The following is an 18,186-nucleotide window of genomic DNA, read 5'->3' on the forward strand; positions in this document are numbered from 1 at the left end:
ATCCATGGAGTAGAACCCTATGAGCTTGTCGCGAAAACTGATCTTTGGCGCCGCCTTGGCCAGCCTGCTACTGGGCGGTTGTACCTCGAAAGTCACCGAGCGGGACCAGTACTCCGGTTTCATGTACAACTACAACGACCTGCAGGAAGTCACCACCACCAGTGGCGAGAAAGCGATGCGCTGGGTCAGTCCGTCATGGAACGCCAATGCCTACGACACCGTGGCGTTCAACAAACTGGAACTGTATCCGGCACCCAAGCCTGATGAGCGGGTGAACCGACAGACCCTGGAAGAACTGCAACAGCACATGAGCAGCGGTGCAAAAGCCGTGCTCGGGCAGAAGTACCGCGTCGTCTCCACCCCGCAAGCCGCACCACCCGGATCAAGGCTCCTGGTGCTGCGCGCGGCGATCACCGGGGTCAGTGCATCCAACGAAGGCATGAAATGGTATGAAGTGGTGCCCATCGCAGCCGTCGTCGGCGGGGTCTCCGCCGTTACCGGCCACCGCGACCAGGACACCGAACTGTTCGTCGAGGCCGAGCTGATCGATGCGAGAAGCCAGCAGACCATGGTCAAGGTGGTCCGCAAACTCTTTGGCGAAACCCTGGAAAACTCCAGCCAGCCAATCACCACCAATGATTTCAAATCGGCGATCGGCAAACTGAACTCCGACATGCAGGCGTTCATCCGTTAACCACCCGCCATCACCCGCGCCACCACCGGGCGGCGCGGGCCTCACCTGAGTTCGACCCCTGGCCTGAAGACAGCCGCACAGGAGGTTCTACGTGAATCATCTACTGGTCGCCTTCATCGTCTTCCTCTGCCTGTTCGGCAGCGCGCTGCTCGGCGCCTATGTGCGCGCACGCCTGCCCTCCCACCACCTGAGCGAAGACTCCATCAGTGTCGTCAAGCTGGCCACCGGCCTGATCGCGACTATGTCGGCCCTGGTGCTGGGACTGCTGGTCTCCAGCGCCAAAGGCACCTTCGACACCGCCAACAACGAACTGGTCAGCACCGCGGCCAAGGTGGTGGAGTTCGACCGTTTGCTGTCACGCTACGGCACGCAAACCGACCCTATCCGCCAGCTGGTCAAACAGCGCTACGCCGAAGTCGTGACGCTGCTCGCCTCGCGCAATGCCACACTGCTGGAACAACTCGACAACCCCCAGACCATCCGCCGCTCCGAAGCGCTGCAACGCGAAATCGAAGCCCTGTCACCGGCCAATGACGGCCAGCGTGCCCTCAAGGCCCAGGCCCTGGCACTGATCGACGAAGTGTTCGCCACCCGCTGGCTGGTGCTGCTGCAGGCCCATGCCTCGATCCCGTTGACGATGCTGGTGATCCTGGTGGCCTGGCTGTCCATCATCTTCGGCTCATTCGGCCTGTTTGCGCCACGCAACGGCACCGTCCTGGCGGTGTTGATGATGTGTGCACTCTCAGCCTCGGCCTCGATCCTGCTGGTCGAAGAGCTGAACCGTCCCCTCGATGGCCTGATCAGCCTGTCGCTGTCACCGATGCGTGAGTCCTTGACCCGACTGGGTCTGTGACCCGCACCAAAGCGCACCTACCGGACACCCTCACCGCCCGATGGATCAGGCGCCTTTTTTCCCCTTCGAGACATTGAGCGCGACGGCGGCGCGAATCAGCGCCATGAAGGCGGTTTCATCAATCCCGCCCCCCTCATGCATATCAATGGCGCGCCGGGTATTGCCTTCAAGGCTGGCGTTGAACAGCCCCGCTGGGTCCTCAAGTGCAGCGCCCTTGGCGAAGGTCAGCTTCACCACCTGCTTGTAGGTCTCGCCGGTGCAGAGAATGCCGCCATGGGACCACACCGGAACGCCCCGCCACTTCCACTCTTCAACCACCTCGGGATCGGCCTGCCTGATCAGCGCCCGAACCCTGGCCAGCGTCTCGCCCCGCCAGTCGCCGAGCTCCCTGATTCGCCCGTCTATCCGCTCAGAGACAAAGCCTGCCTCTTGCTCTTCGTTGACCTCGTCCTGCACCGTTTTCATGGTCGTCACCGCCCCCTTTGAAGATGGTTGTCACCCGCTTCAGGGTAGAGGCTGCTCGTGCACCACAGGAGTCTCACTGACTGACGGCTGCCCCACAGGGCATCAACAAACCTGGCGCCCACAAGAAACGAACCCTGCCCAAGGGCAGCGGTCAGAAAAGTGATGGTATTGAGAAGTGACAGCGCTACAGACTCCCGCATTCCACAACGGAGGTTTGGTCATGAGTGCCCTGACAATTGAGGGTTGGTGCAAAGCCGGCGACGACCAGAAGTCTGTCCCGGTGGGGGAAATCCATTTCTACGTCGATGGCCCCCTCCATGTACGCCTGGAACAAGCCGAAGAACGCCTGCAAGAAACCCATGAGCCGGAAGCCATGGTTGACGTCGACATGGACACCATGGACTTGATCGTCCCCGAAGGCTACGGACCCTTGGCCGACTGCCAGATGCGCGTCTACCTGCACCGCGAGCGCGGTCAGTTCCATCTGGTTGGGCACCGGGCCAGCGATGGCAGCCTGATTTACAGCAACGCGGTGCTGATTGATCAGTTGCTTTAAAGACCGCTCCTGGAGAGCGCCAGCGTCAGGTCGAGAGCAGCCGCTTATCAGGGGCTGCTTTCGCCCAGGCGCGGACGGAGGGCTTGCCGTCATCCGTGCATCGCACTGTCGATATCGCAGCGTCTCGTTCGACTATTCGTGAGGGAATGAACCTGATTGATCGCAGTGATTGTAGGCGTTCCTTGTACGAGAACTTTCACGAAGACGAACCTGGAGAAGCGTATGCGCAAGCTCATCGTTGCCGCGTTCACGAGTCTGGATAACGTTATTCAAGCACCCGGCGGGCCTGAAGAAGACACCAGCGGCGAATTCCACTTGGGTGGCTGGATAGTGCCCTACGCCGACAAAGGCATCAGCCAGGCCATACAGGCGTTGTTCTCGCAGCCGTTCGAGTTGCTGCTGGGGCGTCGCACCTACGACATATTCGCGGCGTATTGGCCGCACGTGCAGGCCAATTCGAACAGCCGCACCATCGCTGACCTGTTCAACAACGTGCCCAAGCACGTGGCCACGCATCGTTGCGATACGCTGAATTGGCAGAACAGCCATGCGTTACAGGGAAACCTTGCCGATGCGGTACGCACGCTCAAGCACCAGGACGGTGCCGATCTATTGACGCAGGGCAGTGGCGATCTGGTGCGCCAACTGCTTGCAGCCGGGTTGGTGGACGAGCTTCGGCTGATGATTTATCCCATCGTGCTTGGGCACGGCAAACATCTGTTCGGCGACAACGCACAAGCGGCAGCCTTCACGTTGGCGCACTCGACCAGCACGCCGGGCGGTGTGCTGATCACCCGCTACGTGCGCAGCGGCGACGTGCGCACAGGAACGTTCGTGTAAGCGGGATAGGCAATAGTGCCCCGGCAGCCAATCGACCCTCGAACCCTGCCGATGCCAAAACCAGGGAGGTCGCCATCAATCAGCACCGCCGCGGGTCTGGTTCATTCCCACTTAACGGAATCGGCGGATAATGCAACTTGGGCATTGGATCATGGACGAGGTGCCCGCCACCTCTAGTGGGAGACATGCCATGAAACGCACAACCCTGATCGTCGCTGTCCTGATGACCTTCGGCTCGGCATCTGCCTTTGCCGAAGGTGGAGCCGAACGGATGAGGTACTACTTCGCCAACTTCCCGGTGGGCCAACAAGAGGCACAGAGCAAGGCCGACGCGAGCAGAAACAATGAAATCTGGGTGCCGAATGATCAAACCGCACAAGTGACCGAATCCTACAGGCCGGAATAACCGATGGACTGCTGACAGCCGTGCTGCAGAGTCAGCGACAAACGTTCCTTGATCCAGGCATCCGACTGTGTGCCGGGTTGAATCACCCATAGGTTCATGGGTATATCTGAACGACTGTTTTTGGCTGTTTTTGCCCGTCACGACTGGCTGCCGTGGATCGATCGCAGCCAGTGGTGACAGGCAGTTTTGGTGGAAGGGGGGCAGATTTGTTTTTTTCACTCTAGTTCTGTCTAATCAGTCAGTTTTCGAGCAGATAAATAAATCCTCGCTCTTTTTCTCCTTGGAGCTGTGTTCAGGCACCTGTGACTGTCAATCGAGGGTATATTTGCCTTCGACCATGAACGCCGGCTCTCTCCAGTTGGGCCCCCTGACAATTCCGCCCCCACTATATTTGATAAAGCCGGCGTCGCACATGTTCTTGACGAGGTTCAATAGTCCCATATTGTCTGTCACATGCGCCCAGTTGGCTCTATTATACAGGCCATCAAGTTGAGGAAAGGAGATACCCAACTCATTTTTGGTTAGAAATAGAATGACCTCTTCAGGCTTCTCGTTGAGTACAATAGCTTTCATGATGCTCATCGCTTTACCCCTCCTATTTGTTTGTACTCTTTTTCCCTCTGCTTTTCATCCGCCGCTATAGCGTCAGGCGTATAGAGCAACTCAAAGTCGCCCTTTAGCTTGTAGTCTTCCAGTGTTGCGGTGTGAGTGTTATTCCAAATGACACCCTCGTCATTCGGGTATACACCGTCAGCCACCCCTACTGCCCTGAAGCGCTCCAGTTCTCTGAGTTCATGAGTGTAGAAACGCTTGTCGACCGCCATAATTGCCAATTCACCCCGCAAGATTTTTTCCAGGCGTTCAATCATGATGGCATTGCCGTCCGAAGGACTGAAGCGTCCCGTATGCAATTTCACCAGGTCAATACCCGCTTGTGTCACGGTAGCACGGGTCCAATCCAGATCCAGAATCGGGCCTCCGGCTTTGGCGGGATTGAATGATCGACCACTGTACTTTCCTCTCGTGGTTGCCCCTTCATAAGGACTATTGAAAACAACGTAGATTGGCGGCAGGCCACTCTCGCTCGGAAAGCAGTAAATGCAATCCTTGAAGTCCGGCAATTCGACAGCGGGCAAGGGTTCAGGTTGCACGAGCAATGGCGTCAGCGTAATACCCGTGTAAATCGGTACTTCCGCGGGCCGGGCGGGCGAAGTTGTCGAGCTGCTTCCCGGGCGAATGATAGGAAAGCTGAGGGTAATGGGCGGTGTATCGTTTGACGTGAAACTGTAACTGCTGGTCGTCGGATCGAACGCCAGGGCCCGCACTGGCACTTTTGCCGAAATGCTCCCTTCAACCGGGGTTGCAACGAGTCTGTACTGGCTGAGGTCGCCATAGATCCGATAGGGAAGGTCAATGGTTCCTTCGGCAGCGGCGATTTCATTCAGGTTAAACGGCAGCTCCGGCATGAAGGTGCGGCCAGGCAGGCTAAGCGCTGTTTGCGGATAACGTTCGCCGTTGCCAAGGGAGGGTGAGTAGAACAAGGCGCCGATGCCGACGGCAGTAGCGCGACTGAGCAGTGCTTCCCCCAATCTGCTCAACAACTGAATGCCTTTATGGATAGCTGCCTCGAAGGTCCAACCGTTGGCGGTGTGGAGGGTAATGGCACCCACCACGGTTCCCAGCTGTGCGCTTTGGCTAATGGGTAGTCTGAAGGTGTAGGCAGCTTCGCCCCTAGCCAAGGCAGAATGGATTGCAGCGTCTGCCGCTTTGGAAGCGTCTTCCAGAATGGAAATGGCTTCGATAAGGATTCGTTTAACGTAGGCGGCGGTCAGTGACCTCAGAAAGCTTTCATAAAGGCTTCTTGACGCTCCCTCGAAATCTTCTGTATCCACAGAAGCTGCGAACAAATCTGAACTTTCGGTGCTGTCCAGGGACAGAGCATCTATGCCAAAAAACTCTTCCGCCTCGCTCCAGCTTTTGTTCAGCCTGACCCTTTGCAGAAGTTCAACCACAATCGCTTTCTTTTTCAAGGCGACTTCCAGTGTGTCGGGTTGTTGGGTATCAATGGCTGAAGCTATGTGCTTCTCCAGGCCGTTTCGAACATTGGGTCTACTGCCCTGAAAACTGCTCTTTATCTGGACTTGCGCCGAAAGGGCTATTTCCACTAACTTTTCGTATGCGTTGCGAGTGGCTTTGATACTGTCAATACTGTAAGGCGTAGTGACCGCCGGGACAGCACCCTCCCAAAATAGAATGCTGTCGAAGTCTGAAGGAAAGGCCAGAGTTTCTTTGGGTGGGGCAGGCAGAGAGTCAGGCGTTATCAAAAGTGGTGGAAGCGTTATAGGTTCCTGCATGGGGTGCTCCGTGCAATAATATGAGTTCCATGTGATAGACAAGCACCCTAAGTTTTGTCGATATAATTGAGTTATTTCAATTTTAAAATATTGACTGGATTTGTCGCGTGCAGACGCTGACTTTACGTTGAAGTAATTTCTGAAAATTTCCGTAAAAAGTTCTTACAGCAAAAGTGCCGAATTCACTCTGTTATATGCAGGCTGCGATTTGTAGAGCTTGTCGTGGGCTATTACCCAGCGTGTCCACTCTTTAACTGCTCTGGAAAGAGAACGGCAGCGAAGTAGTCGCCTAACCTGGGCGCTGGGCCCGTTCCGATTCATCCAGGTGCTCCAGCAGCACCGCTATCGTTGCATCCCGCAGCTTGATTGCCTCCGTCCAGCCCGGCCCCTGCGCCAACAGCGGGGGGCAGACGTTGACGTGGATGGCAGCGTGGCGCGGGAACCACTGACCGTCGCGCAGTACCTTGCGCGTACCGCGGATTGCGACCGGCAGCAGCGGCACGCCGACACGCGCGGCGAGCACGAAGGCGCCCATGTGGAAGGTGCGCAAGCCTGGCTCGCGGGTGAAGGTTCCTTCGGGAAAGAACACCAGGGGCTGGCCTGCCTGTAGCGCCTCGGCCAGGGGCTCGGTGTCCGCGGTGCTGCGCTGCAGGTCGAAGCGTTCAACGAAGCGGGCGCCGAGCTTGCGCAGGAACCGGCCAGCGATCCACTGATCAGCCAGTTCGCGCTTGGCAACGAAGCTGAACTGCGGCGGCAGGGCCGCGCAGAGAATGACGCCGTCGAGGTAGCTGGCATGGTTGACGGCCAGCACGCTCACCGAGGATGAAGGCAGACGCTCCAGCCCCGTGACGCTGAACGGCACCCCCGCCAGGCGCACGAACAGCCGTGCGGCCGCGCGGGTAAAGCTGCGGCACCAACGCTGGCGCGGCAGGATCGCGACGCCCAGCCAGGTCAGCGGTGTGACCAGCCAGAACAGCAGCCAGATGTAGGCGGCGTACAGCGCGGCGCGGCAGGTCCGCCAGCTGCGACCGAACTGCCCGCGTACAGCCTGCAGCACCAGGCGCAGTAGCTGGCGCCACACGGCGAGGTGCGGCCGATCCACTTCGCCGCGCTCATACAGTTCGCGGCTGGCGGCACGGCGAATCTTGCCGCTGGAGGTCTTCAGTACGCTATGCGGTGGCGCCAGAACGATATCGTCGGGCGGCACACCGGTGAGGTCGACCACGATGCGGTTGACCTCCTGCTGCAGGCGTTGCCGCGCGATAGCTTCCTTCTCGTAGCTTTCCGCCAATACCACCAGGCGCTCAGTGCCGGTGGCCGGGTCAGGACTGCCGAACACTGCGATGCAGCCTTTGCGCAGGCCGGGCAAGTTGCCCACCGCTGCTTCGACATCGTAGGGGTAGATGTTGCGCCCGGCACGGATGATCAGGTCCTTGGCGCGGCCGGTCAGGTAGACCTCACCGCCGGCCATGTAGGCGAAGTCGAGCGAGTCAATCCAGCCATCGCGCAGCACCCGGCGAGTCTCTTCGGGGTTACGGTAGTAGCCACCGGTGGTGGACGGTCCGCTGAACTGCAGGTGACCTTCGCTGCGCTCGGGGAGTTCGACCCCGTTGCCATCGACGATACGAATCTGATGGCCCGGCAGAGGCCGGCCGCTGGAGACGAAGCATAGCGTCGCACTGGCACCCGCCTCGGCGGGCAGTGCATGGCCGCGGGCCTGGAACGCCTCGCGTTGCACCCGATCGATCAGCGGCCCTCGGCCCAAGGGCGGAAAGGCTACACCCAACGTGGCCTCGGCCAATCCATAGACCGGCGCCAGCGCGGTGGGCGCCAAGCCGTAGCGAACGAAGCGTTCGGCGAAGCGTTGCAAGGTATCCGGGCTGACCGGCTCGGCACCGTTGAAGGCCATGCGCCAACTGCTCAGGTCCAGGCCCTCGAGGTCGGCGTCAGCGAGTTTGCTCAGGCACAGTTCGTAGGCGAAGTTGGGCGCCGCCGACAACGTGCCGTGGAAGCGGTCGATGGTCCATAGCCAACGCGCCGGCCGCGCGAGGAAAGCCAGCGGCGACATCAGCACCAGGCTGTAGCCGTAATACAGGCTCCCCAGCCAGGCACCGATCAGGCCCATGTCGTGGTACATGGGCAACCAGCTGACGAACACGTCCTGCGGCCCCACGTTCAGAGCCCTACCCATGGCGCGCAGATTGGCCAGCAGATTGGCGTGGCTAACCATCACGCCCTTGGGCTGGCCAGTACTGCCCGAGGTGTACTGCAGGAAGGCGATGTCATCCGGTTGCCGCGCGGGTGTGATGCACTCGCCCCCCTCACCGGTCAACTCGGCCACGGTAGCAATGCGAGTCAGACTCGGAACCTGCGGCTGGAGCAGTCGGGCGAGCAGCTTCGCTTGTGTCACGGTAATCAGCACTTTGACTTCGGCGTTGCGCAGGATGCCGGCCTGGCGGCGCAGATGATCCTCTATCTGCGACAGACGCAGCGGTGGGTAGATGGGCACCGGCACACCGCCGGCCAACAGAATTCCGAAAAAGCCATGGAGAAAGTCGCGCCCTGTAGGCAGCATCAGGGCCACGGTCTGACCGGCCTGCAAGCCACTGCGTTGCAGCCCTGCGGCAACGGCCAGAGCGTCCTGGTGCAAGGCGCCATAGCTGATGTCCTCCGGCTGCTCACTTTCATCCAGCAGGCGCACATGGGGATGTTGCGGCTGATGGCGCACATGCCATTCCAGCACTTCGATCAAGGTCCGCGCGGTGTCCGGCGTCTGCCCCATTGCTGTCGGGGCCTCGCTGGAAGGCAACGGGCGTGCCGCCTCGGCGCCAGGTCTGCTGCGCAATACACGCAGTACATCGGCGGGAGTGTCTGCCGAGGCGAACAGGGTTTCCGGCAAGCGCACAGCGAACTCGTGCTCGATACGTGACCAGAGCTCGACCCGGGCCAGGCTGTCTACGCCCAGGTCCCGGTCCAGCACGCTGGACAAGGTGACGTGCAACCCTTCTGCCGCCTGCGGACGCAACTCGACCACCGTGCGCTGGACAATTTCGAGCAATTTTTCTGCGTCCCCATCGGAGCGGGGAACGGCGCGGGTTTCTGGAGGCGGACGAGACATCGGCGGCCCCTCATGACAGGCACTCGGTGTAGATCCTTGCCAATTGCCATTATGCGCCTATGGCGGTAACTGGGAATGCCATCTTCGACTGCAGAGCTCGCAGGATGTGTAGGAGCGAGCTTGCTCGCGATGGACTCCAGAGCGGCACGTTTAATCAGAAAACACGCGTTATCGTTAACGTCCATCGCGAGCAGTCGAGCGTCGACCGGCTGCTCCTACTGATATTAGGGCTAGGCTCTTAAGGACCCAGCGCATACAGAGACATCACCATGCCAGCCAGCCTTGCCCCCGGAGTGACACGCCGAGAAATCTGGGCTTGGGCGATGTTCGATTTCGCCAACTCCGGCTACACGACGGTGGTGATCACCGCCGTGTTCAATGCCTACTTCGTCGCGGTGGTCGCCGAGGGCGAAGCCTGGGGTACGCTGGCCTGGACCAGCGCCACTACCCTCTCCTATGTCCTGATCATCCTGACCGCGCCGCTGATCGGCGCCTACGCCGACGCCTTCGCCTGCAAGAAGCGCCTGCTGCTGTTCAGCACGGTCGGTTGCGTCGCCTTCACCTCTGGACTCGCGCTGGCCGGACCAGGGGAGTTCGGTGTCGCGATCCTTTTCATCGTGCTATCCAACTTCTGCTTCGGCAGCGGCGAGAACCTGATCGCCGCCTTCCTGCCCCAACTCGCCCGTGCCGATGCCTTGGGCAAGGTGTCCGGTTGGGGCTGGGGGTTCGGCTATATCGGCGGTCTGGTCAGCCTGGGCGCCTGCCTGGCCTTCGTCAGTTGGGCCCAGGCGCAGGGCCAGACTGCGGCGCAGTTCGTGCCGGTGTGCATGCTGATCACCGCAGCCTTGTTCGCCGTAGCCAGCGTACCGACCTTCCTGTTCCTGCGCGAACGTAGCCAGCCGCAGCCCGGGCGCGGCGACACGCCTATTGCGCAAGCGGCGCTAGCGCGCTTCGCGCAGACGCTGCGAGAGGCCGATCGTTATCGTGACCTGCTGCGCTTCCTTGCCTGCACCGTCTGCTACCAGGCCGGTATCTCGGCGGTGATCACCCTGGCTGCCATCTATGCCAATCAGGTCATGGGCTTCAATACCCAGGACACGCTGCTACTGATCTTCGTGGTGAATATCACGGCCTCCATCGGCGCCGTGCTGTTCGGTTGGCTGCAGGATCGCCTCGGCCATCGCGCCACGCTGGCACTGACATTGCTGGGCTGGCTCGGCATGGTCGGTCTGGTCTGGATTGCGCACGGTCCCGGGCTGTTCTGGCTGGCGGCCAATCTTGCCGGTCTGTGTATGGGCGCCAGCCAATCGGCCGGCCGCGCGATAGTCGGTCTGCTGGCGCCGCCGAACCGCCTGGCGGAGTTCTTTGGCCTCTGGGGGCTGGCAGTCAAACTGTCGGCAATCCTCGGCCCCATGACTTACGGCCTGACCAGTTGGCTGTCCGGTGGCGATCACCGCCTGGCAATGCTGATCACCGGTGGCTATTTCGTTGTCGGCCTGCTGATCCTGGCTGGCGTCGACCTCAAGCGCGGACGGCAGGCAGCTTTCAGCCATGCCGAGAATCTCGAAAAGTGAGAGGGACCGTCCATATCGAGTCAGTTATCACCTAACGCGACTGCCTCAATTCGGCTGTGGATTCAAACGGCCAGGTCCCCTTATTGGTCGGACTTCCTGCTATCGCGCATGCAGCGGCTGTAATTGACCCGCGCGCATTTTCCAGGCGCGGTTGATCGGGCTCTCAGGCTTCAATGCAAGGCGCTCGGCAACCAGTGCCTCGGCAAGTGTGCGGTTGCCAAGGCGAATAGCGGCTTCGGTCAGCGTCCATGAGAAGACATCACGCTGCGCGTGACTACCGCCGAAGCGGTTGGCTTTGGCTCGTAGCGGCATCAACGACGCTATAGCCTGGGCGTAATCCCCACGACCAAACGCCACCAACCCTTCGCACGCCGGCACACCAATCTCTCTACTCATCATGGCGTTGGTACCAGTGCCAGCAGCGGCCCGCTTCAGGGTATCCAACTGCTGAGTTTGTGCACGGCTGTTTCCAGAACCCACGAATGACATCATCGCGTTCACGTCGTTAAAGGCGTAGAAGCCGTCTTCACAACGGGACTCCCATCTTTCGGCCAGTCCTTTCCACCGATCTCCAACGTCATGACCGAGCAGAGAGAGTCTCCAGAGCAGCGCTGATCCATCAAGTAGCTCAAGCGCTTGACCAAATCCACCCGCTGAAATGTCCTCATCAAAGAGACGAAACGCGCCCGCCACATCATTGGCCTCAAGGAGGAATAGCGCTTGGTGCCACCACAAATGGAAGGCAAACATGCTATTGGGAGCCCAAGCACTGGCGCTGGATGAAAGATACTTGGCCCCCTCTTCGCTACGGCCCTGCATTTCCATGACATGGGTGACGGCATGCACTGCCCAGCCATCCTGCGGGTTCAAGGCAACAGCCTCGCGCCCCTGCTCTTCGGCCTGCCGGTAATCCCCTGCCTCTTCCAGGCCAAAGGCATACATCCCTTTCACAAAGCCAAAGCCAGGAATCTGGTTATCCCAGCGCGGCATCACACGAGCCACGCGATCACGTAGCATGTGCGAGTAACCTAGGTAGAAGTCGCCCAAATGGGCGAATTGCAGGGCCAGCAGATCGCGAGGGTGCTCCATCGAAACACGCCCCCAGGTTTCGATTGCCCGCTCCCAGTCGCCGTCGAACCAAGCGCGTACGGCATGGATATGCTGCCGCTCGCGATCATTCGCTTTCGGTGCCAACCGCTCTGCCGCGTCCAAACTTTTGAACAGCTCTGAGTCAAACGCTTTGTCGGTCGCAGTCGCAATCGCGCCAGCACGAAAGGCGTGGGCCAGCGCAAAATCCGGGTGCTGCGCGATAATTTTGTCAGCCGCCGCCAGAGGATCGGCCTGGTAGGCATGCAGCAAGTCGCAAGCGCTATCCAGAGCATCGATCGCCTCCTGCACGCCATAGGAAACAGGATTGCCACGCTTGTCGCGTTTGCTCATGATTTCCTCCTGACCACGCCCTAAGGGCATACATGATCGAGATGTGAAGATCGCTCTCGATTGTCCCCCCGAATGTGGCTCAGAGACACTTTCCCGACGAAACGTGAATGGCTGCTTCTGGTCCAGGCTGTGTAAAAACGCCTGCATCATTTTTTAGGTCTGCGTTGCTACGTGAAATCTGCCGGAGTTCTGGTCAAATCAAGACCTGAAATTTGCGTGGGATCGCGTTATTTGACCCGATTCAGATCGCCGTTACTGGTCGAGAACGTTTTTACACAGCCTCGGTCGATTGCGGCCAATCATGTGTGTCCATATACGGACTGTGAATGACCTCCCTGCATTGGACAAACACGGACTTAAAAGAGCCCGCTCAGCAAATCGCCCCCCAATGCGCCAAGTCCGTTAATCTGCCCCAAGGGCAGACGCAACACCGTCTAATCTAAGTAGGGCGCGGCCACAAACACGCCTCGAGCCTCTTGATACAGGGGAAACAGGATGACCGGAAAAACAGCGCGTCAATACTCGTCATGGGTCCTACCCTCCCTGCTCGCCATCAACCTGGCGCTGACAGCAGGATGTGCTGGCAAAACTGCCACGGCTCGCTCTTCGGCTTCAAGCACAGGCTCAAACTGCTACGCAAAAGCGCTTCCCACTGCCGGCGAGGGCGCCCTGGCTTGGGGCTCCACCTTGAGCATGGCTCGCAAAAAATCCATGGATAATTGCATACGCTATGCCGGCCGATCCGGTGGCACGCCGCATACCTGCCAAGTGGTATTGGCGGAGTGCAAACATTAATAGAATTGCTCAAACTAACCTGGCTGTCGCGCTGCCCCATACAGCATCACCCTTGATTCAGCGCCGGATCGTCCGCGTTGGGTCGGTTGCAGCCCTTCGCAACCGGCAGCCATAGGCCGACAACAGCCACTCATGCCCGTACCTGAAGTACTTGTCCTATGCTTGCGTCCACCCAACGACTCCGGACATCGAAATGGCCGCCTCCGAATCCACCCTCCTCCAAAGCTGGCACCACAACGCCCAATCCTGGATCGAAACCATCCGCACCGGCGCCCTGGAAAGCCGCCTCAAGGTCACCGACCAGGCCATCCTGCTGGCGGTGCAAGGCCGCCAGCCCGAGCACGTACTCGATCTGGGCTGCGGCGAGGGCTGGCTGTTGCGTGCGCTGGCTGAACGAGCCATCAAGGCGGTCGGTGTGGATGGCGATGCGACACTGGTCGAGGCGGCACGGGCCGCAGGCTCTTGGCCGGTCCATGTGGCGAGCTATGAGGAGCTGGTGGAGGCGGAAGTCGACATCGGCAGCGACTACGATCTGGTCTGCGCCAACTTCTCCCTGCTGCACCAAGACATCATCCCTTTGCTCGCTGCCTTGAACGCCCTCCTCGCCCCTGGCGGCGCGCTGATGATCCAGACGCTGCATCCGTGGACCGCTGCCATGGGTGACTATCAGGATGGTTGGCGGGAAGAGACCTTCGCCGGGTTCAAGGGGCTCTGGCAACCCATGCCGTGGTACTTCCGGACCTTGTCCAGTTGGCTCAATGCGCTGGACATGTCCGGTTTTCGTCTGGTTAGCCTGCAGGAACCGCAGCACCCGCAAAGTCCTGTGCCGCAGTCGTTGCTGCTGGTGGCCGAGCGGCGGGATTGAGCGATCGATTGGATCTGCCTACGAAACCAGAGGCGATTCATCATGCAGGTTATTTGGATCCTCGCAACAGAATCGATAAGCTTGCCCACGCCCCGCAGAGGCCATCTGTGCCGCGGACATGTTCTTATATTCCAGGAGTTCCACAGACATGAACGTCTCGTTTCGCCCTCATTGGCTACTCGCCCTCGCGCTTCCCCTTGCACTCATCGCCTGCGGCAGTGACGAACCTGAGCAGCGCACCGCATTCACGAAGTTCCTGCAAACCCGCATCGTCGACAAACCCGGTGTCCACGTACCTCAGTTGACGTCGGATGAGTCGAAGGCGTTTGGCGAATACACCACTCATTACGCGGTGATCACCGACTTCAATGGCGCAATGGACGCCGTTGTGAAACCCCTCGGCAACCTTGTTCAGAAGGGAGCGGTGCGCTCGTTGAGTGATGTGATTTCACGCCGTGACGACATCAAGATGGTGCAAAGCGGCCTGAATGACATGGGTGTACAACTCCAGCAGCAACGGGCAAAAGCCGATAGCGCCCATGCCCAACTCAAGCAACCGGAAGACTTGAAAGCCGTGTACGACAAAGCCTACGACAAGACCGTCAGCGTACCCGCCAACACGTTTCTGGAGGTGCTGCCGCAAATCGACAGCACCTTGGACAGCAGCCTGAAAGTGGCCGATTACGTGACTGCCCACAAGGCGCAAATCGAAATCAATGGCCCGGTGGTCAAGGTGCAGGACCCTAAAGTGCAGGCGGAGTTGAATGCGTTGCTGCACGACTTGAACGCACAGGCCAAAACCGTTCAACAGGCCCAGGCTCGCCTGCAGACCGTGATGCTCGGCCGCTAGACATCGCTCCCCAAATGCCCGTCCCGCCCAGTGAAACGCCCCTGAGCTCTCACTGGGCACCTGACGGAGACCCTTGCCATGAGCCCGGCAGACGTCGTGAGCGTTGATCTACTTAACAGTGCTGAATGAATGGCAGCTGTCGATAGCGGCTGTATGGCTGTACGCTGAGTTCTCCTCTTGCCTGCCAGCCCCCGTCGACCTGAAGCGCGCCACCTTGAGCGGGTGCAACGCAATACATCGGCAACGGCTAAACTTTTGCGAATGAACCTTGTCCCCCCAAGGAGATTTCCATGAGCACCGCCACCCTGTCCGAACTCGATGCCGCCCTGCCCCGTTTGGCCTGCAAGATTCGCGTGCTGGATGCCCTGGCGTGGCCGGATGGCGTCGAGGAAGTCTTCCTGGCACATTGGCGTGGCGGGCATGCGGAGTTGCCCAAAGTCGAGCTGCGCCCACGCAGGCACAGTGCCGAGATCGCCGCCCTGGAAGCCTTTGCTGGCCGTTGCGATGAGGGGCATCCGGCCGGGAACTACCTCGCCATGACAGCGCGTAGCTATGCCACCGCCGGACGCATGCTGAATGCGATTGGCACACCGGCCTTTACTCAATACTCGTCAGCGCTGTATCGGCGCCCGGATTTCTATTACACCCGCCTGAAACTGAGCATGCTGGACGCGGCCCATTTCTTCCTCAAGACCACCGACGCCCTTCTGGGCGGCGTCCAGATTCCACCGAGCCTGGCCGAGATTCCGGCCGAAGCCTTTGCCGCCTGGATGCAGCCGGAACTGGACCGCTTCTTCGGTGCGGGCCGGATCACCGTCATGCTCGATCCGACCCTGGCCGCCAAGGCCATCGCCGGGGCGAGCCGCATCCGCCTGCGTGCCAGCGCCCTGTTCTCGGAGCTGGACAAGAATCAGTTGTTGCAGCACGAGGCCTTTGTGCATGTCGCCACGGCCCAAAACGGCGCGCGCCAACCCAATCTCAAAAGCCTGGGCCTGGGGGCGCCACGCACGACCCAAACTCAGGAGGGCATTGCCACCCTGGCCGAGCTGTTCACCGGCAGCATGGACATCAACCGCCTGCGTCGCCTCGCCCTGCGCGTGCTCGCGGTCCAGCAAGCGCTGGATGGCGCCGACTTCATCCAGGTATTCGAAGGTTTCCTTGCCGCCGGTCAGTCGCAAGAGGAGTCCTTCCGCTCGACCCAACGGGTGTTTCGCGGCGCGGACCTGCATGGCGGCTCGGCGTTCACCAAGGATGCCGCTTACCTGACGGGTTTGATCGGCGTCCATACCTTGCTGCGCATCGCGATCCGCGACAACCGCCCGGAACTGGTAGGCCATTTGTTTTCCGGGCGCCTCAGCCTGGGTGATACCGTACGCCTGGCGCCACTTTTCGAGTCCGGCTGGCTCCAGGGACCGGTCTATCTTCCAGCCTGGGCCTCGGACCTGCGCCTGCTCGCCGCCAACCTGGCCTTCTCTGCCTTTATCGCCCGGATCAAGCTCGACGTGCTCGACCTGGAGGTGCTCATGGCATTCGCAGACGAGCACGAAGCCGATGCCAGTGCCTTGTGATCAGAGTGCCCGTGCACCGAGCCATTTTGGTTTCAGGGATGCACCTCAGCGACTGCTTCTGGCTATTTTCTGCCCTGCACGACTGGCTGCCATGGGTCGGTTTCAGCCCTTCGCGACAAGCAGCATTCGGCCAGAAGCAGACCTTCATTTTTCGCTTTGGTACGAGATGCGACCACTGACCCAATTGTTTTTCCTTCAGACCTAGCGCTACCTTCGTCACAAGTGGAACACTGTAAACAAATGGACTTGCCACCGTGGTGTATTCCCGTCGGCAAATAATCTGATAGGAAGCCGAGGGGAAAAGTGGACTTTAAAGAAGCATTCATCTTAGTAATGGATCTGGCTCACGCCATGCCTGCGCTATTCGACAAGGTCGAAATAGAACTCGCCTTTGGTGACGCTAATCCCTCCATCGGCGACTGGTCGGACCCAACCAACCTAGGAATGCTCGTAACCGGCGATGGAGTTGGTTGCAAGAGCGGCGTGTACTTTTTTGGCTCTCCTGAAAGCGAAATTCTGTACATCGGAAAGGCAACCAAGAACAACCTTCACCATAGAGTTTGGGACCATGTTAAGACGCCCAATATCCGAGAAGACGGAAGGCGAACCTTTCCCAATCACCGGTTCACCGGGTTTGAGCAAGCCAAAAATCAAATGCCCCACGTTCTAAGCGGCGAAGCACGGATTGCAGTCGTTACGGTCTCTGACCCAGAAGTAGTATCCCTCATTGAGGTCTATCTACATACGGCCCACAAAAAACGGCACGGTACTTTGCCAGCTTTCAACAGACAAATTGGATAGGCGCCTAACTGGCGGTCCTGGTCGCTCGTTGGGACAGGCTAACTATATTGGATCATCAGCGGACAATCGTATCTGACCGTTTTCGACTGTGAGTCCAACTATCGCAAGAGACTGCAATCGGTCAAAAGCAGCCTATTGGATGCGTCCAGGAAACCAGAGGCGATTCACAGGGCGGATTTGAGTAATCACATTTAAGGATAAAAATGAACAAAAGCACGGTCCGTTTTACACCTTGGGTTGGGGCCCACTATGAGAGGGGTTTTTGCGGTTTACGCATTCTCTTAGTGTGCGAGTCTCACTATGGAGGTAAGGAGCACGAACGCCCAACAGTCACTCCCGAGATTGTGAAAGCCCTTGCTTTAGGCGAGAGACATCCCCAGGCAACCAAGAAGCTTCGGCGGCATCCACACTTCACAAAAATTATGGCTGCGGTCCAGAACGTCAGACAAAGCTTCTCCAACGCACAAAGAAGAGACTTTTGGGGTAGCGTTGCCTATTACAACTTCCTGCAGGAGTTTCTACGCGACAGCCGTGTTCCGCCACCGCCGGGTGCTTGGGAAAGGGGTAAGAGACCATTTGCCGAAGTCTTGGATGTGTTGTCACCAGATTTGATTGTTTGTTTTAGCGCACGTAACGGTACTCTGATTCAGTCACTAGCTGGTGATATTCCGGTGGCTGTGGTGAATCATCCCTCTTCACGGTTTGCATACTCTAAAGTCAATCCAGTTATCGCTACACATATCGAGATGGCCCTAGTACGGAAAGCTCAACTATCAGCGTTCACAGGTACTACTCCCTTTTATCGCTGGCGCGAGGCTACAACTTCTGCCTTGCCCACCCCGGGCCCGCATCTTTCAAAGGTGGACAAGATCGCGCTCCTTGCGGAACGAAGGCTATCAATGGGGGCGGTTGACGAATCTTCACTGACGTAGAGCAAATGCCGTCAGAGTGAACCGTCCAGGGAATTATAGGCATGCATATTTGAGGAACAGCAGCTTGGCCCGGAC

17 protein-coding genes are annotated in these 18,186 nt (G+C 59.1%); 12 read left to right on the plus strand and 5 right to left on the minus strand.

The window, feature by feature from the left end:
• Window positions 1–19: 19 nt before the first annotated feature.
• Both CKW07_RS24535 and CKW07_RS24540 read left to right on the plus strand, forming a co-directional pair.
• A complete protein-coding gene (locus CKW07_RS24535) occupies window positions 20–694 on the plus strand; it encodes a DUF3313 domain-containing protein (protein WP_095147425.1) in 675 nt (224 codons plus the stop codon).
• A 91-nt stretch (window positions 695–785) separates the two neighbouring features.
• Window positions 786–1,547: a DUF4239 domain-containing protein gene (locus CKW07_RS24540; protein WP_095147426.1), complete on the plus strand. Its 762-nt coding sequence runs from the start codon at window positions 786–788 to the stop codon at window positions 1,545–1,547.
• Between the two features lie 45 nt (window positions 1,548–1,592).
• On the opposite strand, the gene CKW07_RS24545 is transcribed toward CKW07_RS24540, so the two are convergent.
• Window positions 1,593–2,012, minus strand: coding sequence for a DUF1801 domain-containing protein (locus tag CKW07_RS24545; RefSeq protein WP_095147427.1), 420 nt, complete (start codon window positions 2,010–2,012; stop codon window positions 1,593–1,595).
• Window positions 2,013–2,232: 220 nt separating this feature from the next.
• Between CKW07_RS24545 and CKW07_RS24550 the strand changes: the two genes are divergently transcribed.
• The 3 genes from CKW07_RS24550 (at window position 2,233) to CKW07_RS24560 (ending at window position 3,814) form a co-directional block, all read left to right on the plus strand.
• Window positions 2,233–2,568, plus strand: coding sequence for a hypothetical protein (locus CKW07_RS24550; protein ID WP_095147428.1), 336 nt, complete (start codon window positions 2,233–2,235; stop codon window positions 2,566–2,568).
• A 222-nt stretch (window positions 2,569–2,790) separates the two neighbouring features.
• Window positions 2,791–3,408: a dihydrofolate reductase family protein gene (locus tag CKW07_RS24555; protein ID WP_095147429.1), complete on the plus strand. Its 618-nt coding sequence runs from the start codon at window positions 2,791–2,793 to the stop codon at window positions 3,406–3,408.
• A 190-nt stretch (window positions 3,409–3,598) separates the two neighbouring features.
• Window positions 3,599–3,814 carry a hypothetical protein gene (locus tag CKW07_RS24560; RefSeq protein WP_095147430.1) on the plus strand — a complete coding sequence of 72 codons (216 nt, stop codon included), beginning with the start codon at window positions 3,599–3,601 and terminating at the stop codon, window positions 3,812–3,814.
• Window positions 3,815–4,123: 309 nt separating this feature from the next.
• On the opposite strand, the gene CKW07_RS24565 is transcribed toward CKW07_RS24560, so the two are convergent.
• The 3 genes from CKW07_RS24565 to CKW07_RS24575 all read right to left on the minus strand — a co-directional run bounded on the left by CKW07_RS24565 (window position 4,124) and on the right by CKW07_RS24575 (window position 9,286).
• The gene (locus tag CKW07_RS24565) at window positions 4,124–4,396 is read right to left on the minus strand and encodes a hypothetical protein (protein WP_095147431.1); all 273 of its coding nucleotides are present in this window, start codon (window positions 4,394–4,396) and stop codon (window positions 4,124–4,126) included.
• The gene (locus CKW07_RS24570; RefSeq protein ID WP_095147432.1) at window positions 4,393–6,168 is read right to left on the minus strand and encodes an S-type pyocin domain-containing protein; all 1,776 of its coding nucleotides are present in this window, start codon (window positions 6,166–6,168) and stop codon (window positions 4,393–4,395) included. Before CKW07_RS24570 ends, CKW07_RS24565 begins: the two co-directional genes overlap by 4 nt.
• Window positions 6,169–6,457: 289 nt before the next feature.
• Window positions 6,458–9,286: an AMP-binding protein gene (locus CKW07_RS24575; RefSeq protein ID WP_176465371.1), complete on the minus strand. Its 2,829-nt coding sequence runs from the start codon at window positions 9,284–9,286 to the stop codon at window positions 6,458–6,460.
• A 269-nt stretch (window positions 9,287–9,555) separates the two neighbouring features.
• Here CKW07_RS24575 and CKW07_RS24585 point away from each other — a divergent pair, with 269 nt between their 5' ends.
• Window positions 9,556–10,860 carry an MFS transporter gene (locus CKW07_RS24585; RefSeq protein WP_095147435.1) on the plus strand — a complete coding sequence of 435 codons (1,305 nt, stop codon included), beginning with the start codon at window positions 9,556–9,558 and terminating at the stop codon, window positions 10,858–10,860.
• 99 nt (window positions 10,861–10,959) lie between these two features.
• Here CKW07_RS24585 and CKW07_RS24590 read toward each other — a convergent pair whose 3' ends face one another.
• Window positions 10,960–12,300, minus strand: coding sequence for a tetratricopeptide repeat protein (locus CKW07_RS24590; protein WP_095147436.1), 1,341 nt, complete (start codon window positions 12,298–12,300; stop codon window positions 10,960–10,962).
• Between the two features lie 495 nt (window positions 12,301–12,795).
• Here CKW07_RS24590 and CKW07_RS25835 point away from each other — a divergent pair, with 495 nt between their 5' ends.
• The 6 genes from CKW07_RS25835 (at window position 12,796) to CKW07_RS24620 (ending at window position 18,111) form a co-directional block, all read left to right on the plus strand.
• Window positions 12,796–13,095, plus strand: coding sequence for a hypothetical protein (locus tag CKW07_RS25835; RefSeq protein WP_095147437.1), 300 nt, complete (start codon window positions 12,796–12,798; stop codon window positions 13,093–13,095).
• 193 nt (window positions 13,096–13,288) lie between these two features.
• Window positions 13,289–13,960 (plus strand): bifunctional 2-polyprenyl-6-hydroxyphenol methylase/3-demethylubiquinol 3-O-methyltransferase UbiG, encoded by a 672-nt coding sequence (locus CKW07_RS24600; protein WP_095147438.1) that lies wholly within the window; start codon window positions 13,289–13,291, stop codon window positions 13,958–13,960.
• A 148-nt stretch (window positions 13,961–14,108) separates the two neighbouring features.
• Window positions 14,109–14,810: a DUF3053 domain-containing protein gene (locus CKW07_RS24605; RefSeq protein ID WP_095147439.1), complete on the plus strand. Its 702-nt coding sequence runs from the start codon at window positions 14,109–14,111 to the stop codon at window positions 14,808–14,810.
• Window positions 14,811–15,100: 290 nt separating this feature from the next.
• On the plus strand, window positions 15,101–16,378 hold the full coding sequence (locus CKW07_RS24610; protein ID WP_095147440.1) for a flavohemoglobin expression-modulating QEGLA motif protein: 1,278 nt from the start codon (window positions 15,101–15,103) through the stop codon (window positions 16,376–16,378).
• A gap of 303 nt (window positions 16,379–16,681) precedes the next feature.
• Window positions 16,682–17,179 carry a hypothetical protein gene (locus CKW07_RS24615; RefSeq protein ID WP_176465372.1) on the plus strand — a complete coding sequence of 166 codons (498 nt, stop codon included), beginning with the start codon at window positions 16,682–16,684 and terminating at the stop codon, window positions 17,177–17,179.
• Between the two features lie 203 nt (window positions 17,180–17,382).
• On the plus strand, window positions 17,383–18,111 hold the full coding sequence (locus CKW07_RS24620; protein ID WP_095147441.1) for a hypothetical protein: 729 nt from the start codon (window positions 17,383–17,385) through the stop codon (window positions 18,109–18,111).
• Window positions 18,112–18,186 lie beyond the last annotated feature (75 nt).

Source organism: Pseudomonas sp. Irchel s3b6 (assembly GCF_900187415.1).
Classification (GTDB): Bacteria; Pseudomonadota; Gammaproteobacteria; order Pseudomonadales; family Pseudomonadaceae; genus Aquipseudomonas.

Coding starts and splice junctions, on each gene's coding strand:
- CKW07_RS24600 (WP_095147438.1), top strand. CDS start 13,289: ATGGCCGCCTCCGAATCCACCCTCCTCCAAAGCTGGCACCACAACGCC.
- CKW07_RS24555 (WP_095147429.1), top strand. CDS start 2,791: ATGCGCAAGCTCATCGTTGCCGCGTTCACGAGTCTGGATAACGTTATT.
- CKW07_RS24620 (WP_095147441.1), top strand. CDS start 17,383: ATGAACAAAAGCACGGTCCGTTTTACACCTTGGGTTGGGGCCCACTAT.
- CKW07_RS24535 (WP_095147425.1), top strand. CDS start 20: ATGAGCTTGTCGCGAAAACTGATCTTTGGCGCCGCCTTGGCCAGCCTG.
- CKW07_RS24605 (WP_095147439.1), top strand. CDS start 14,109: ATGAACGTCTCGTTTCGCCCTCATTGGCTACTCGCCCTCGCGCTTCCC.
- CKW07_RS24560 (WP_095147430.1), top strand. CDS start 3,599: ATGAAACGCACAACCCTGATCGTCGCTGTCCTGATGACCTTCGGCTCG.
- CKW07_RS24575 (WP_176465371.1), bottom strand. CDS start 9,286: ATGTCTCGTCCGCCTCCAGAAACCCGCGCCGTTCCCCGCTCCGATGGG.
- CKW07_RS24570 (WP_095147432.1), bottom strand. CDS start 6,168: ATGCAGGAACCTATAACGCTTCCACCACTTTTGATAACGCCTGACTCT.
- CKW07_RS25835 (WP_095147437.1), top strand. CDS start 12,796: ATGACCGGAAAAACAGCGCGTCAATACTCGTCATGGGTCCTACCCTCC.
- CKW07_RS24585 (WP_095147435.1), top strand. CDS start 9,556: ATGCCAGCCAGCCTTGCCCCCGGAGTGACACGCCGAGAAATCTGGGCT.
- CKW07_RS24590 (WP_095147436.1), bottom strand. CDS start 12,300: ATGAGCAAACGCGACAAGCGTGGCAATCCTGTTTCCTATGGCGTGCAG.
- CKW07_RS24565 (WP_095147431.1), bottom strand. CDS start 4,396: ATGAGCATCATGAAAGCTATTGTACTCAACGAGAAGCCTGAAGAGGTC.
- CKW07_RS24545 (WP_095147427.1), bottom strand. CDS start 2,012: ATGAAAACGGTGCAGGACGAGGTCAACGAAGAGCAAGAGGCAGGCTTT.
- CKW07_RS24610 (WP_095147440.1), top strand. CDS start 15,101: ATGAGCACCGCCACCCTGTCCGAACTCGATGCCGCCCTGCCCCGTTTG.
- CKW07_RS24550 (WP_095147428.1), top strand. CDS start 2,233: ATGAGTGCCCTGACAATTGAGGGTTGGTGCAAAGCCGGCGACGACCAG.